Origin of the sequence: Cytobacillus sp. (genome assembly GCF_032154635.1) — a bacterium.
Classification (GTDB): domain Bacteria; phylum Bacillota; class Bacilli; order Bacillales; family Cytobacillaceae; genus Cytobacillus.
Map to the genome: position 1 here is coordinate 31,637 of NZ_JALDXW010000028.1, position 15,789 is coordinate 47,425.

Annotated in this window: 14 protein-coding genes and 1 pseudogene; 9 read left to right on the forward strand and 6 right to left on the reverse strand. The window is 37.3% G+C overall.

Annotation, left to right across the window (positions count from 1 at the left end):
• Positions 1 to 58: 58 nt before the first annotated feature.
• From RUH74_RS17480 to mnhG, 7 genes are read left to right on the forward strand one after another with little or no spacing between them, the layout of a single operon-like run.
• Complete coding sequence (locus tag RUH74_RS17480; RefSeq protein WP_313802279.1) at positions 59 to 2,464, forward strand: Na+/H+ antiporter subunit A; 2,406 nt, start codon at positions 59 to 61, stop codon at positions 2,462 to 2,464.
• On the forward strand, positions 2,461 to 2,883 hold the full coding sequence (locus tag RUH74_RS17485) for a Na(+)/H(+) antiporter subunit B (protein WP_313802281.1): 423 nt from the start codon (positions 2,461 to 2,463) through the stop codon (positions 2,881 to 2,883). The genes RUH74_RS17480 and RUH74_RS17485 overlap by 4 nt, the downstream gene beginning before the upstream one ends.
• Before the next feature lies 1 nt (position 2,884).
• The gene (locus RUH74_RS17490) at positions 2,885 to 3,223 is read left to right on the forward strand and encodes a Na(+)/H(+) antiporter subunit C (RefSeq protein ID WP_313802283.1); all 339 of its coding nucleotides are present in this window, start codon (positions 2,885 to 2,887) and stop codon (positions 3,221 to 3,223) included.
• Positions 3,216 to 4,709, forward strand: coding sequence for a Na+/H+ antiporter subunit D (locus RUH74_RS17495; protein WP_313802285.1), 1,494 nt, complete (start codon positions 3,216 to 3,218; stop codon positions 4,707 to 4,709). The genes RUH74_RS17490 and RUH74_RS17495 overlap by 8 nt, the downstream gene beginning before the upstream one ends.
• Positions 4,710 to 4,750: 41 nt before the next feature.
• Complete coding sequence (locus tag RUH74_RS17500; RefSeq protein ID WP_313802287.1) at positions 4,751 to 5,227, forward strand: Na+/H+ antiporter subunit E; 477 nt, start codon at positions 4,751 to 4,753, stop codon at positions 5,225 to 5,227.
• Positions 5,227 to 5,511, forward strand: coding sequence for a Na(+)/H(+) antiporter subunit F1 (locus RUH74_RS17505; protein WP_313802289.1), 285 nt, complete (start codon positions 5,227 to 5,229; stop codon positions 5,509 to 5,511). The genes RUH74_RS17500 and RUH74_RS17505 overlap by 1 nt, the downstream gene beginning before the upstream one ends.
• 1 nt (position 5,512) lies before the next feature.
• Positions 5,513 to 5,848, forward strand: a complete 336-nt coding sequence (gene mnhG, locus RUH74_RS17510; RefSeq protein ID WP_396230088.1) for a monovalent cation/H(+) antiporter subunit G — start codon at positions 5,513 to 5,515, stop codon at positions 5,846 to 5,848.
• A 60-nt stretch (positions 5,849 to 5,908) separates the two neighbouring features.
• Here the strand turns inward: mnhG and RUH74_RS17515 are convergent, their stop codons facing one another.
• A complete protein-coding gene (locus RUH74_RS17515) occupies positions 5,909 to 7,045 on the reverse strand; it encodes a PP2C family protein-serine/threonine phosphatase (protein ID WP_313802293.1) in 1,137 nt (378 codons plus the stop codon).
• Between the two features lie 293 nt (positions 7,046 to 7,338).
• On the opposite strand from RUH74_RS17515, the gene RUH74_RS17520 reads away from it, so the two are divergent.
• Positions 7,339 to 8,700, forward strand: coding sequence for an aspartate kinase (locus RUH74_RS17520; RefSeq protein WP_313802295.1), 1,362 nt, complete (start codon positions 7,339 to 7,341; stop codon positions 8,698 to 8,700).
• 121 nt (positions 8,701 to 8,821) lie between these two features.
• On the opposite strand, the gene RUH74_RS17525 is transcribed toward RUH74_RS17520, so the two are convergent.
• From RUH74_RS17525 to RUH74_RS17545, 5 genes and pseudogenes are all read right to left on the reverse strand, one after another.
• Entirely contained in the window at positions 8,822 to 9,508 is a 687-nt protein-coding gene (locus RUH74_RS17525; RefSeq protein WP_313802297.1) for a hypothetical protein, read from the reverse strand.
• Positions 9,429 to 10,703 carry a hypothetical protein gene (locus RUH74_RS17530; protein WP_313802299.1) on the reverse strand — a complete coding sequence of 425 codons (1,275 nt, stop codon included), beginning with the start codon at positions 10,701 to 10,703 and terminating at the stop codon, positions 9,429 to 9,431. The genes RUH74_RS17525 and RUH74_RS17530 overlap by 80 nt, the downstream gene beginning before the upstream one ends.
• Positions 10,703 to 11,591: pseudogene (locus RUH74_RS17535) on the reverse strand (ABC transporter ATP-binding protein). The gene RUH74_RS17530 and the pseudogene RUH74_RS17535 overlap by 1 nt, the downstream one beginning before the upstream one ends.
• A gap of 141 nt (positions 11,592 to 11,732) precedes the next feature.
• Positions 11,733 to 12,932, reverse strand: a complete 1,200-nt coding sequence (locus RUH74_RS17540; protein WP_313802301.1) for a sensor histidine kinase — start codon at positions 12,930 to 12,932, stop codon at positions 11,733 to 11,735.
• A complete protein-coding gene (locus tag RUH74_RS17545; protein ID WP_313802303.1) occupies positions 12,920 to 13,594 on the reverse strand; it encodes a response regulator transcription factor in 675 nt (224 codons plus the stop codon). The genes RUH74_RS17540 and RUH74_RS17545 overlap by 13 nt, the downstream gene beginning before the upstream one ends.
• Before the next feature lie 301 nt (positions 13,595 to 13,895).
• Between RUH74_RS17545 and RUH74_RS17550 the strand changes: the two genes are divergently transcribed.
• Positions 13,896 to 15,215, forward strand: coding sequence for a uracil/xanthine transporter (locus RUH74_RS17550; RefSeq protein ID WP_313802305.1), 1,320 nt, complete (start codon positions 13,896 to 13,898; stop codon positions 15,213 to 15,215).
• The last annotated feature ends 574 nt before the right edge of the window (positions 15,216 to 15,789 follow it).

Here is a 15,789-nt window from a genome sequence, read left to right on the forward strand (position 1 = left end):
CTACAGGTAATTTAACAAAATACATTTTATTTACACCAATGTCAGGAGGAGGGATTGGATGTCCTGGTTACATGTTATGATATTTATCCCATTTATTTTTGCTATCCTCGTACCATTTGTTTATAAATGGACTTCGGTTAGAGTCCATACAGGCTGGTTTGTGCTCGCTGTTCCACTAGCAGTATTTCTATATTTTTTAAAGTATATTCCTTCTATTGCAAAGGGGGAGACAATCACTTTAGACCTTCACTGGATGCCGTCATTAGGAATCAATTATACCGCATATATCGATGGTCTGAGTTTGATTTTTAGTTTATTAATTACCGGTGTTGGTGCGCTAGTCGTTCTTTATTCGATTTATTATATGTCGAAAGAAAAAGAAGCGCTTCATAACTTCTATGTCTATATGCTGTTATTCATGGGAGCCATGCTGGGCCTTGTAATCTCAGATAATATTTTAGTTTTATACGTTTTTTGGGAATTAACTAGTATTTCATCATTCTTATTAATTGCCTACTGGTATCAGCGAAAGAACTCACGAAATGGTGCCCAAAAGTCGATGTTAATTACCATCTTTGGCGGTCTAGCCATGCTGGCAGGATTGATCATGCTTGCCATGATGGCTGACACATATAGCATACGTGAAATGGCCGAGCATGTGAATCGGATAACAATGGATCCTTTATTTTTGCCTGCGATGCTACTGATTCTTTTAGGTGCATTCACGAAATCTGCTCAATTTCCATTTAGTATTTGGCTGCCTGATGCGATGGAAGCACCTACTCCAATAAGCGCCTATTTACATTCTGCAACGATGGTCAAGGCAGGTATTTACCTAGTAGCCCGATTTACGCCTATATTTGGAGGAACAGCTGAGTGGTTTTGGATTATTTCAATCATTGGATTAATGACACTAATGTATGGTTCGATTAATGCTGTTAATCAAAAAGATTTAAAAGGATTATTAGCTTACTCGACAATTAGTCAATTAGGGTTAATCATGAGCCTTCTTGGAATCGGTTCGGCTTCTTTGTATTTTGGCCAAGGAGATGAATCGACAGTTTATGCCTTTGCTATATTGGCTGCCCTTTTCCACTTAATTAATCATTCCACCTTTAAAGGGAGTTTGTTCATGGTTGTTGGCATTATTGACCATGAAACAGGTACGCGTGATATCCGGAAATTAGGCGGGTTGATGAGTTTGATGCCTGTATCATTTACGTTAACAATCATTGGGAGCTTTGCGATGGCTGGCCTTCCGCCTTTTAATGGATTTCTAAGCAAAGAAATGTTTTTTACAAGTGTCCTGAAGGTTTTTGAATCACCAGTGTTTGGGATGAACAGTCTGGCAATCCTATTTCCGATCATCGCTTGGGTAGCGAGTGTATTTACATTTATATATTGCATGATTCTCGTATTTAAAACATTTACGGGCAAACACCGTCCTGAAAGGCTGGATAAGGAGGCCCACGAGGCTCCAATTGGCATGCTGATTCCACCAATCATTCTTTGCCTTTTAGTCATTGTTATTTTCTTTTTCCCAAATGTAGTTTCAGAGTATCTGCTGCAGCCTGCTCTAATGGCTGTTCTGCCGCAATTTGCTGGAGTAGGAGGACTTGATGTGAAAATCAGCCCTTGGCATGGGTGGAGCACGGAGCTATTTATGACAATAGGTGTCGTTGGCATCGGTTTACTAATGTATCGCTCTTTAAAAAAGTGGTCCCCACTTTACGGCTACTTCCCACAAGCTCTAACGCTAAATGGCATCTATAATCATTCGCTTGCAGGCATGGAAAGAATTTCACTGAAATTGACAAAACAGTATATGACCGGTCTTGTCCGTGATTATTTAGTATATATTTTTACATTTATGATATTTTTGCTTGGATGGTCACTTTTGTTATCAAAGGATATTTCGTTCGACTTCTCCGATAATGCACCCATTCACTTATATGAAGGCGGGGTAATTTGTGCGATGCTCATTGCCGCTCTCACTGTAGTTTTTTCTAAAACTAGATTTACGGCAATTATTGCAGTTGGTGCACTAGGATATCTCGTATCTCTTTTCTTTGTTATTTTCCGTGCACCTGATTTAGCTTTAACACAGTTAGTTGTTGAAACGGTAACAGCAGCATTATTCCTGCTGTGCTTCTACCATTTACCAGAGCTGCGCAAGGAAAGAAGCGGTATTCCTTTTAGACTAACCAATTTGCTTGTTTCGCTAGGAGTGGGAACAGTCGTTACTGTCATAGCAATATCTGCGAATAATCATCGTCTTTTTGAATCGATTTCGAGTTACTTTGAAGATTCTTATACTCTGGCAGGTGCGAAAAACATCGTTAATGCCATTCTTGTTGACTTTCGTGGCTTGGATACAATGTTAGAAATTCTTGTACTTTGTATTGCAGGCTTAGGTGTATACACGCTAATAAAGCTTCAATCAGCTGGGAGGGAGAAAAAATGAAACCTAACGATGTCATCTTGCATTCAGTGACAAAGGTAGCAGTTTTTATTATCTTGACATTTTCTATCTACCTTTTTTTTGGAGGCCATCATAATCCTGGCGGGGGCTTTATCGGTGGATTGAGCGTAGCTTCAGGGTTGGTTCTTCTTTTTCTAACCTTTGATATCGAAACGGTAAGAAGAAATATCCCAGTCGATTTTAAAAAAGTTGCTGCATCTGGTGTATTAATTGCTATTTTTACCGGTGCAATATCTTTGTTGTTCGATAAACCCTTTTTGAATCAAGCTTTCGGTTATTTTAATCTTCCAATCTTCGGGAAAACAGAGCTTGCAACGGCTGTTCTATTTGATGTTGGGGTTGCTCTAGCGGTTATTGGAACAGCAGTAACCATTATCTTAAGCATAAGTGAGGATGGATAAAATGGAAACATCGATGTCTATTCTTATAGGTGTCCTTTTTACAATAGGGACCTATTTAATTTTGACAAAGAGTTTGCTTCGAATCATATTAGGGACTTCTATTATTAGCCATGGTGTTAACTTGCTAATTCTTACAATGGGGGGGTTAAAGACAGGAGGCCCTCCGTTGCTGGGGAAGCATGACACTACTTTTACAGATTCATTACCGCAGGCACTTATTTTAACAGCAATTGTAATTAACTTCGCAGTCACTGCACTCTTTCTAGTACTTAGCTATCGCACATATAAAACATTAGGGACAGATAATATGGATCAATTAAGGGGAATTGAAGATGAATAATACTGTTATACTGCCAATGATTATGCCTATACTATTGGGGCTAATTATGGTCATCTTTAGAAAAAATATTCGTTTTCAACGGTTGTTAAGCATAATTGCAATTATTGCTTTAGCAGCTGTATCTGTCTTATTAATGAATCAGATTAGAAATGAAGGGATACAGACACTTCAGGCGGGGGGCTGGGAAGCTCCATTTGGCATAACGATTGTTGCTGATATGTTTTCTGCTCTTCTTCTTCTTACTACTAGTATTATTGCTCTATTTTGTTTGATCTTTGCTTTTTCAACTATTGGGAGGGATAGGGAAAAGCACTATTTCTATCCAATGTTTTTATTTCTGATTTCAGGTGTGAATGGCTCTTTTTTGACAGGTGACTTATTCAATTTATTTGTCTGTTTTGAAGTCATGCTTATTTCATCGTATGTTCTTATCTCTTTAGGCGGAACAAAAGTTCAGCTGAGGGAATCAATTAAGTACATCTTAATCAATGTTCTTTCATCCTCTTTATTTCTGCTTGCGATTGCCTATATTTATGCAATAACAGGCACATTGAATTTAGCTCACCTTTCCTTGCGTGTAGCTGAGGCAGGGCAGGACGGTCTCATGACAACGGTTGCCTTTTTGTTTTTAATTGTGTTTGGCATGAAAGCAGCCCTTTTCCTATTCTTTTGGCTCCCTAGTTCCTATAGTGCACCGCCAACAGCAGTGGCGGCCATTTTTGCTGGTTTATTGACAAAGGTAGGGATATATGCGATTTTCCGCTTGTTTACTCTCGTGTTTTATCATGAGCCGGAAATTACGCATTTAGTTATAGGCATTCTTGGGGCAATAACGATGGTATTAGGAGCAATTGGTGCAGTTGCTTATTGGGATATAAAGAAAATATTAACCTATAATGTCATCGTAGGAGTGGGGTTCATTATCGCTGGACTTGCTTCATTAACAACAATGGGAATGATGGGGTCCATTTATTATCTTATTCATGACATGCTTATAAAAGCGCTTATTTTCTTGCTGGGAGGAATGATTATTCATCTCACCGGAACAAGTAAGCTAAAGGAAATTAGCGGGCTTATACGCAATCATCCCTATTTAGGCTGGATGTTCTTTGTTGCGGCTCTTTCCCTTGCTGGAATTCCACCGCTTAGTGGATTTTTAGGAAAAGTTTTTATTACTAGAGGAACTTTTGAAGCCGAATACTATTGGCTTGGTGCAATAGGATTAATTACGAGTTTAATGGTCCTTTATTCAATTATGAAAATCTTTATGAATAGCTTTTGGGGAGAAACGTATGTAAGCAAGGAAATGGAGAAAGGGAAATTGAATGGGAGTATGATGGTGTCCATTGGATGTCTGACTGCCATAACCATTGCACTTGGATTGGGTGCAGAGGGAATCCAGGATTATGTGCAAATAGCGACGGAGAGCATGCTAAATCCGAATATGTATATAGAAGCTGTTATGGGTGGGAATCCGATCCGATAAAGATTGATAGATGTTAATGATCATGAAAAGGAGGGGTACCATTGCCCATTCAAGTATTAATTAACCTATTTATCGCATTTTTATGGATGTTTTTTCAAGATGAATGGAGCATCTTATCGTTCATAGGCGGTTATTTAGTAGGTATCCTTGTGTTGTTTTGTATGAGGCGTTTTTTTCCAGAATCCTTTTATTTAAAACGTTTTATTTCCATCTTAAGTTTGTTGTGCTTGTTTATTAGTGAGTCCGTTTCATCAAGTATTTATGTCATTCGTCAAGTGATTGGACCTAAGATTAAAGTTACGCCAGGAATATTTAAGCTGGAGACGGATTTAGAAGGAGATATGGAAATAACACTTCTAGCTCTTCTTCTGACGCTGACTCCGGGTTCGGTTGTGATGGAGGTTACACCAGACAATAGAATTTTTTATATTCATGGGTTGAATTTACCAGACTCTGAACATGCGGTTATTCAATCAAAAATTAAATATGAGAAAGCTATAAAGGAGGTAACCCGATAATGTTCAAACTTTTTTTAATGGGATGTTTATTTTTCATCACTCTTTCCATTATCGCTGCCCTCTATCGAGTAGTTAAAGGTCCTTCTAAGCCTGATCGTGTAATGGCATTGGATAATATTGGGGTAAACCTTTTAGCAGGTGTGGCTATTCTTTCTATCCTCTTTCATACCCATGCATTTTTAGACATTATTCTTTTGCTGGGGATTCTTTCCTTTGTTGGTACCATTGCCTTTGCTAGATACATTGAAAGGGGAGTTGTCATTGAACGCAAACATGTTAAGTGAAATGATCGTCTCTATTTTCATTCTTATCGGAACTGCCTTTAGTTTTCTCAGTGCAATTGGTTTAATTCGTCTGCCTGATGTTTATACTCGTGCACATGCAGCCTCAAAGAGCACGAGTATTGGGGTATCAAGTATATTATTCGGGACTTTTCTATACTTTTTGCTGACAGAGGGATATGTAAGTATTCGATTAATACTTGGAATCTTTTTTGTATTCTTAACCTCACCGGTTGTAGCACATTTATTAAATCGATCGGCTTACCGTTCAAATGTAGAACTTGCGAAAGAAAGCATCCAAGATGATTTGAAGGAATATTTAAGGAGAACTGATGCATAAAAAGGAATAATATTCTTGAAAAAAGAAGCAAATAATCCAACAAGATTATTTGCTTCTTTTTTATCCAGCTTGAATTAATACAACACACATATCATCTTCTGCATTTGCTTGCTGCTTTTTGGATAAGAGATAATCAATAGGCTGTTTGTTTTCGATATCTGTCCAATAGGAATTTGCCTTCGCCTTTAGAAACTTATATCCATTCGGCTCGTATTTTTCAATGGAATCTTCTACTCCATCAGTGCATAGCAGAAGCTGAACAGAATCAGCATAGGTGATAACTTTTTTATTTATTTGGATCTCTTCAAAAAATCCTACAGCACAAGTATTGCTTGCAAGTTCCTTTACTTCCTTATTGTCTATTAAGGCAAATCCAGTTGGGTGGCCGGCATTCACATATTCTATGCACTTCCTCTTAGTATCTAGAACAAGATAGATGGCTGTGAAATAGTAAGGGATTTGCTGGTTACGCCGATTCAGCGAATTCATCCACCGATTGAGCTCTTTCATGACATATTCTGGATCTGAGCCTGATGTGATCGCATCCCTTAGGACCGATGAAATAAACATGCACACGAGTGAGGCGGATATTCCATGCCCCATCATATCCAGCTGAATGGCAGCGTAGCGGTTCTCATCAAGCTTTTGCCAATAATACATATCGCCTGCAAGCTTATATGCAGGTAAATAGGAGGCTGTTAATAACAGGTTTTCTTTATTAACTGGTTCACTTAAAAGACTCGTCTGCACTTGCATGGAGAGGTCGAGCTCATTTCGAATTTTCTGATCCCGTTCGATATGCCAATCTTTTTCATATTTCAATCTTAATGCAACTCGAATCCTTGCTAGAAGCTCTGTTTTATTAATTGGCTTCATTACATAATCAATTCCGCCGGCATCGAGCGCTTCTACAACCTTGTTAGAATCTTCAAGAGCAGTTACAAAAATGACAGGAATATCTTTTAGATGCGGCATTTGCTGAAGACGTCTGCAGGCTTCAATGCCGTCCATTTCAGGCATCATAATATCCATTAATATAATGTCTACCTCCATAGGTAATTGCGGCTTTTGCTGGAAGTAAGCAAACAATTCTTTAGCGGATGTTAGTGATAGATAATGATCATATCCAGCCCGTTTTAGAATATTTTCAATAACAAACAAGTTTGATTGATTGTCATCTACTATTAAAATCCCCATGAGTTCTGCTTCCTTTCTCAATTTCCTGTATGAATTGTAAAAATACGGTTGATTTAGATACTATCATTATATTTTAAAACTAAATCCATCTGTTAGAGATTCGCTTAAAAACCATCCGTTTGTCATGAAGGAGAGGGCTTATATTCACAATTATAGGCAGTTATTCCTAGTGTAGAGAATCTCGTTGTTCTCCCTATATAAACAAATGTATTTATACGGAGGAAAAACTCTTGATTATTTTCTGAATAGGAGTAAAATTAAGATTAAATTTTTAGAGATTAGGAGATGTATGGATGAAGGTCGTGAAGTTTGGTGGCTCCTCTTTAGCATCTGGGAAACAGATTGAGAAAGTTTTCCAGATTGTTCAATCTGATTCTGAAAGAAAGATAGTCGTTGTTTCGGCACCTGGGAAGAGGTTTGCTGCAGATGATAAAGTAACAGATTTATTAATTGAATGCGCAGAGCAATGTTTATTAAATACTGACCCATCGGAATGGGTTGAAAGGGTAATAGAAAGATATTCTTCTATTGCATTGGAATTGCAGCTCCCTCGTAAGATTGTTAAGGAAATTGAAGATGATTTAGTGGGGAGGCTAGCTTGGGATAGAAGCAAGCCAAACCAGTTCATCGATTTAATAAAAGCGAGTGGGGAAGATAACCATGCTAAGTTGGTGGCAGCCTATTTTCAAAATCAGGGAGTAGAAGCCCATTATGTGAATCCAAAGGATGCTGGTCTGTTTGTCAGTGCGGATCCAGGGAATGCTCAAGTCCTTCCAGAATCGTATGAATTACTTTATTCACTTCGCGAACGTTCAGGCATATTAATATTTCCTGGGTTTTTCGGATATAGTAAGGAAGGGGAAGTATACACTTTTTCTCGCAGTGGATCGGATGTGACGGGTTCCATTCTTGCTAATGGGCTAAAAGCAGATTTATATGAAAATTTTACTGATGTAGATGCTGTTTATTCTGTCAATCCATCCATCGTTAGTCGGCCAAAGGAGGTTAAGGAGTTAACCTACCGGGAAATGCGTGAGCTTTCCTATGCTGGATTTACAGTGCTTCATGATGAGGCGCTCGTTCCGGCATTTCAGGCAGGCATTCCTGTGCAAATTAAAAATACGAATAATCCATCAGCGCCAGGAACAAGGATTGTTTCTGGACGTGATAATACAAATGGACCGGTTATTGGGATTGCTAGTGACCAAGGATTTTGCAGCATTTATGTCAGTAAATATTTAATGAATAGAGAGGTTGGATTTGGAAGAAAGCTGTTAGCTATACTAGAAAGCTTCGGATTATCGTATGAACATATTCCTTCAGGTATTGATGATATTTCCATTATTTTAAGAGAAAATCAATTTAATCCGAATATGGAAAAGGAAATAAAAAGACGGATTGAAACAGAGCTTCACACTGACGAAGTAGTTATCGAGCGTGGCCTTGCATTAATCATGGTTGTTGGAGAAGGAATGCGCCACAATATCGGAACAACGGCAAGGGCTTCAAAAGCTTTAGCGAATGCAAACGTAAATATCGAAATGATTAATCAAGGCTCATCTGAGGTCAGCATGATGTTCGGTGTAAAGGAAATCGATGAAAAACGAGCAGTCCAGGCACTTTATGAGGAGTTTTTCGCTGCGGTGACGGTATAAAAGAGTAGCCTTCCTACATACCGACAATTATGAAACAGGATATTTGAAATGTAAAATAATCCCTGATCATAGAAGTTCATTTTGGGTTCAGGGATTATTTTTTCAATTATTCTAATAACAATCACCGATGCAATTTTTTCAGAATAATAGCTTTTAATTGACCAGATAATATCCACATTGCGTAAATTGAAAGAATGATGAATATTAAACTACTTACAAAAAGCCATATCTTCGGCTTAAATTCCCCTCTAGTCATTGAGAATAAGTAGAAATTCCCTAAATGATCCCCTCCAAAATTAAGTGCATAATAAATAATTGGCACCATATAGGAGACGGTTACATTCCCAAAAATTGAAGCAGTAAGTAATCCAATAGAGCCTAAAAACATAGCAGTTCCAATGGCTCCTAAATATAATGGCAAAGTTATATCAGAAGCCCTCCCCTTCATAAATAATGAAAAAATACTGATTAGCATAACCAACGATCCAAGCGAATAGGCAATACGTATCAGATAAACATAAGTATTATTGATGTATTTTGAGGATATTATTTCGTCAATAGCAGGATCTTGTTCAGGTTGATATATCGGCGTAAGTAGCAGGATCCCATTCAATGATATAAAAACTTCAAGAGGAACGGCTGATGCTTTACTATCTAAACTGGATATTCCAAACAACAATGGAGTTAGGATCAGCAATAAGATAGACAACAGAAAGTGCGGAAGAAAATTATGCCTCAGATTTGCTTTGGCTATTTTCCATATTTGCAAATGTTTTTTTGATAAGTAATTTGAGTTTTCCTTGACCATTTAATTTTCCTCTCCTTTTCTGCTCGTAAATAAGAATGGTTGCTGCAACTATAATCAAAGCTAACACTATAAAGAATAGTCGGTTTGCGATAAGACTGTAAAAATGATCAATAAAAGTTTGTGTATTTGCCAATGAATTGTGGCGAGGAGACAGACGGAAAAGGGAATAACTACTATTGACTTCAGCTATTCCTCTGTTAATGTCAATAAACCACCATAAGCCTTGAACAGCAACTCCAATTGCAGTATTTGTCAGTTCGGTAAAGAACATTCCTACTGCTGCAGAAATCATTACAGATGGTAAAATCCAGCCCAAATTATATTTAAGAGGAGCAAGGTAGTCGAGCTTCATCCCGTCATAAAATGACCATACGGACATATTAGAAATATAGGAGATGACCATCACTGGAATCATAATTGCCGTAATGATTGAAATGTATCGTATTAGGATTATATTTACAGATGATATTTTTCGTGTATAAATAAGCTCATGGATAACGAAGCGTTTATCCTTTATGCTGATAGCTATAGCGACAAAAACGGGAAGAATCGAAAGTACCGTGACCATATAATCACTAAATAAACGGGCATATGCTCCTAAAAAATGGTCCTCATCTTTTATCATATGATAACTAGCAACCGCTTCTTCATAAGTAATGGGGATCTTCCCAAAGTTAATTAAGAAGGTTTCGGAATAATTTGAACCGCCGCCAATAAGCTTATCCACCTGCTTCATATATGATTTGAATTTTTCATAAGTTAATTCATCTTTCACTAAAAGAGCTGCATCCTTGCCGTCTTCGAATATGAGGCTCTTACGATTTTTCGCAGTGACGCTCGCTGATTTTATAAGTTCATCCAATGATATTCCAGTAAGCATAGATAGAATTTTCGCCACTTGCTGCTGATCTCTATTGTTTAGCTTTACATTTTTATAAAAGCCAATTGGATAGGCTGTATAGCTGTTGGACTTGTATTCACTGTATAGAGATGTAAGTGCTGCGGGCATTATGATTTCTGGAATTTCCTCTGTCTGCATTCCGTAATTCTGTCCCGGATGAGGCATTTTAATTTCTCTGTCATTGAAATTAAGTACATCTTGTGAATAGACCATTAAAAGTATTGCCGCAACTAATGTGAGAAAGGTAAGGGATAATATGACTTTCTTGAACTCCCGAAGAAATAGAGCGAACATTACCTCTCACCCCCAAAACTTTCAAAGGTTGCTCCATTATGATAAAGATAAAGCATATATGCATCCTCTATATTCGGCTTGCACTCGTCTGCACTTGAAACAGGAGAGTCCGATAAAAAACGTATATGTGTCTGATCTCCCAGGGGAAGTATACTTATTATGCTGTACTCCTTTTTTAACTTTGGCAGTTCTGATTTATTAGCAACTTTTGTGAAAACTTTACCTGTTGCTGTTTCTAATAGTGTGTCAACCGTGCCGCTATAAAGCAGCTTGCCATTATTTAAAATGGCGATATTCTCGCAGGTTGCCTCAATATCACCTACGATGTGTGTGGAAAGAATGACGGTTCTATCTTCTGCAACCTCACAAAGTAGATTCCGGAAGCGTATCCGTTCTTCTGGATCGAGCCCAGCGGTAGGCTCATCAACAATCAGCACCTTTGGATCGTGTAATAGAGCTTGTGCAATACCAAGTCTGCGTTTCATTCCACCAGAAAGAGCTTTTATTTTTTTGTTTTTATGTTCAATCAGGTTTACCTGATTAAGTAAAATTTTTCCGTTCCTTGCTGTCCATTCCGGAAAGTACACCTAAATAATCGATTGCCTCTATCACGCTCATGCTCGGATACATCGAAAACTCCTGTGGCAGATAGCCGATAATCTTACGTATTTCCTTTGTTTTTTCAATAGGTACACCACAGATCGTAATATTACCGTTTTTATATTGAGTCAAGGTGGCGAGTGTCTTCATCAATGTAGTTTTTCCTGCACCATTTCTTCCGAGCAAACCAAACATTCCTTGTTCAATCTTTAAATTTATATCGAATAACGCTTGTTTTTTACCATAAAACTTGTTTAAATTTTGGATGGTAATCGTATTTTTACTCATATAAAAACCTCCTTTTAATGGTAAATTTCAATTCTTCTTATCAAAGCTATCGTAAAGCATAAATTTCAACTTTTTATCTACGAAAAAAACTTCTGTCACCAAAAAGTGCTAACAGAAGTTTTTAAAATGTACTTTATTCAGTTAAAAGACAGCTTTCACTGTTGCACCATTTGAGTTATTTGATAGTTTCATATAGCCGCCGTGTTTTTCACATAAAATTTTGCAAATATTGAGCCCCATGCCGCAATGAGAGGTATTTGGATATATTTCAGATTGATAAAAAGGTTTAGTTGCGTTATTTAAATCTATATTGCTAAAGCCGTTTCCATCATCAGACACAGTGATAGAAAAAGCCTTATTATTGGAAAATTCAATGATAATTTTGCTTTTAGCGTACCGGATGGCATTAGAAAGAATATTCTCATAAACTTGCATAACGACAGATAAGTCTACTTTCAAAGTAGATGTAGTCAAAGAATGATCATTGAAACTCAATCGTTTTTCTGTACACAAAATTTCACTGCTTTCTTTCAAACGCATGATCAGTTCGTTAGAGGTAATTGCTGTTTTATTTATTTCCATATCTTCTAACCTTTGCAGTTTGCTCATTGTATTTACAAAAGTTTCAAGACGATTAATATGTGTTTTCATTGTGTGTAAAGTAGAGACTAATTTCGTTGTTGTCATTTTTTTGTTTGGCACATATTTGAGCAGCATTTCATTTTGTCCCTTTAAAACGGTTAGTGGTGTTCGCAAATCGTGGGAAAATGCAGCATTAAGCCGTTTGCGCTCGTCCATCTGTCTCCACATTTCCAAATTATTTTCTTTTAAAGCGAGACGCATTTTTTCAAATGCAAAGCAAAGCTTTCCCATTTCGTCCTTTTTACTATATTCCACTGAAAAATCTAAATTATTATTTGCAATCTTAGCTGCTGCATGATCGAGGATTTCAAGCGGCTTTTTTAGTTTACGTTTATAAAATAGTATCCCTGCTGTAATGATGCAGGTTAAAAACCATATTGGAACAAGGAAAATATTGAAAAAACTGAGAAGGTTGTAGATTAATTCATCCTGAGAAGTGTAAAAGGAGTGTAAATTTTCAGTATATAAGTAAATTTTATCGTTGTATTTTGCATCTCCCTGAACAATAATTTGCCCTTCTACCCTAATCTCATCTTCAAATAGCTCTTTATATTTTTTATTAATTGAGTCTTGCCAATACTGACAAAATCCAGAGGAAGCAAGTGAAAACAAAAATGCGGTCGCAAGGAAAATGAACGTATAAATGATAAAAGAAGTTTTAAGAGACATATTGTTAAATATATTCTTTACTTTACCCATTTATATCCAACACCCCAAACCGTTTCTATATATGGTTTCATTCCTGCAGAATTGAATTTTGTCCGTATACGGCGTATATGTTCCGCAATGACTGCACTGTCTCCCTCGCCGTCCGTGCCCCAGACTCTCTCGTAAATACGTTCCTTGTCAAATATTTGTCCTGAATGCTGTGAGAGTAACTCAATTATGTCAAATTCCTTTTTTGCAATGCTTAGTGGCTCATTTTTGAAATATACACATCTGGCAGAGTAATCAATTGCAAGGTCATGATCAAATTTAATTTTGGGGGAATCTTTTTGCCGGTGTTCACGCCGAAGATGTGCTGCTACTCTAGCTCCAAGCTCATCAATAGAAAAAGGTTTAACGATATAATCGTCACCCCCGATGCCGAAGCCTTTTATTTTGTCACTCTCCTCAATTCTCGCCGTAAGAAATAAAATAGGACAAGATACAAAATTGCGAATTTGAATGCAAACCTGTATCCCATCAATGTCGGGCATATTTATAACGAGCAATATAATATCAGGCTGCTTCTCTGCTTTCTTTAACGCTTCTTTTCCTCCAATTGCTGTAAGAACATCATAACCATTTAATTCAAAGTAATCATTCAGCATATGGACAATATCAATTTCATCATCTACGATTAGAATTTTGTATTTCATGATATACACCTCATATTTGTACCCTATCATCTGTTTTTCAATTTTTTATCAACAATTTTAATTGATTGATAAGAAAATTTATTTGAACGCCATTGATCCCATACGTAGTTGACCTATCTTTTTGCTGAATAATGACTAGGAAATAAAAAAATTTAAGGATTCGTTCAATTATATTATAATAGGATAGTCGGCTGAAGCAGTCGGCTTTTTTCTGTTTTTTCTTACCTAAGTAGGGAAGTGCCTGTCAAAAGGAGCAAAAACTATAAAATTATTCAATTGTTTATTAGAAAGTGGTGGAAATATGAATAAATGGTTTTCATCGATGACTGTATTTTCTTCTGTTCAATGGCTGTTTTTTATTTTTGCAAATACAGTCATGGTTCCGATATCTGTGGCAAATGCCTTTCAGCTGCCACACGAAACAATGGCGATGATGCTGAAAGTTTCACTTGTTTTTACAGGTCTTGCATGCATCTTGCAAGGATGGAAGGGACATCGCTATCCGCTAATGGAGGGGCATTCAGGATTAATATGGGGACTTATTCTTAATTTAGGCTTATCAGCTTCTTCACTTGGAATGAGCTATTCTACCATTGGCGGAGGGATTGCCACTGGCCTTCTAATAGCGTGTGTTGTGACGATCATTCTTGCAGCTTTCAATGGCATTTCACTCCTGCAATCGATTTTCAATCCGATGGTGATGTCGGTCTATTTATTTTTATTAACCTTTCAGCTTGTTTTAATCTTTTTTAAAGGTATGCTGAAAATCACGGAGCAAGGAACGATTGATATACCTGTGAGCCTGTTTTCTGTTGGAATTGTCATATTGGTTAGTCTAATAAAATTAAAAGGCAATGCAGTTATCAGTAATTTTTCGATTTTAATCGGATTGATTATTGGATGGGGACTGTATGAATTAATCTTTTATAACCAAGCAGATTCAGTCACACAAGCTTCTGGTTTTGCCTTTACATTGTTTCCTTTAGGTAAGCCAAATTTAGAGGTTGGTATGATAGCGGTAGCTTTCTTTGCTGGAATGTTAAATTTAAGCAACACAATTGCTTCAATTAGTGCCGCTCAAAAGCTTTTTAAAAATGAGGCATCAGAGAAACAGTACAGTCATTCTATTTTTATTACATGTATTTTTTCGATAGTGGGGACAGGCTTTGGACTAGTCCCATTCACGCCATTTACATCTTCAATCGGATTTTTACAAAGTACACGGATTTTAGAAAAAAAGCCACTTTACATTGGCGGTGCACTTCTCGCTGTTATTGGACTAATTCCTGTACTCGGATCATTATTGGCATCAATGCCTATTACCGTTGGGAATGCAGTCCTGTTTGTAGCGTATCTACAGCTGTTTGGTACGGCCTTCAGCAGTCTGAATGGTAAAGAGTTCAATTCGAACACAATCTTCCGGCTGGCTGCGCCAGTTCTTATTGGCATCAGTTTAATGAATGTCTCGCCATCCCTTTTCAAAAACCTGCCTGTACTCATCCAGCCATTTATTTCTAATGGACTCATCATGGGAGTGCTCCTATCCATCTTATTAGAAAAATGTATTAACTGGTCTGCTTTTGAACAAGTGCCAGGCACCGTCCGTGGACAAAAGTTGTGATTTTGTCCATGTGTGGTGGACAAAAAAAGTGAGGATGCTTTTGGTATAGCGGACTCGCTTTTGTGGGAAAAAGAAAATAACAAGGCAGGAAAGTTTATTGCATTTTTCTGCCTTGTTATTTTTTTATGAATTTTCCAGATGAATGCAAGTGTTTGTCCGGTTGACCTGCAAAAAGTCTTTCATTAAGTGAATGAAAGCCCGTCTCGTTGAGTTAGCCTGCAAAAAGTCCTTCATCAAGTGAATGAAAGCCCGTTCGCGCTCGGTTGACCTGCAAAAAGTCTTTCATCAAGTGAATGAAAGCCCGTTCGCGCTCGGTTGACCTGCAAAGAGCCCTTCATTAAGTGAATGAAAGCCCATCCTTGTCCGGTTAGCTTGTAAAAATTCCTTCATCAAGGAAATAAAAGTCCGTCTTCAGCCGATCATCACAGTATATAAGGAATAATTTTTTTGAGATAAGTATCGATTGCCTCTTCACATCTTTTTTAATGAAGGAAAGCAATATCAAATGATAAAACATCTATTCGATTTCTATGAAATTTGGCGTGCATGGTTATCATGCTTGAGAAATAAAAAA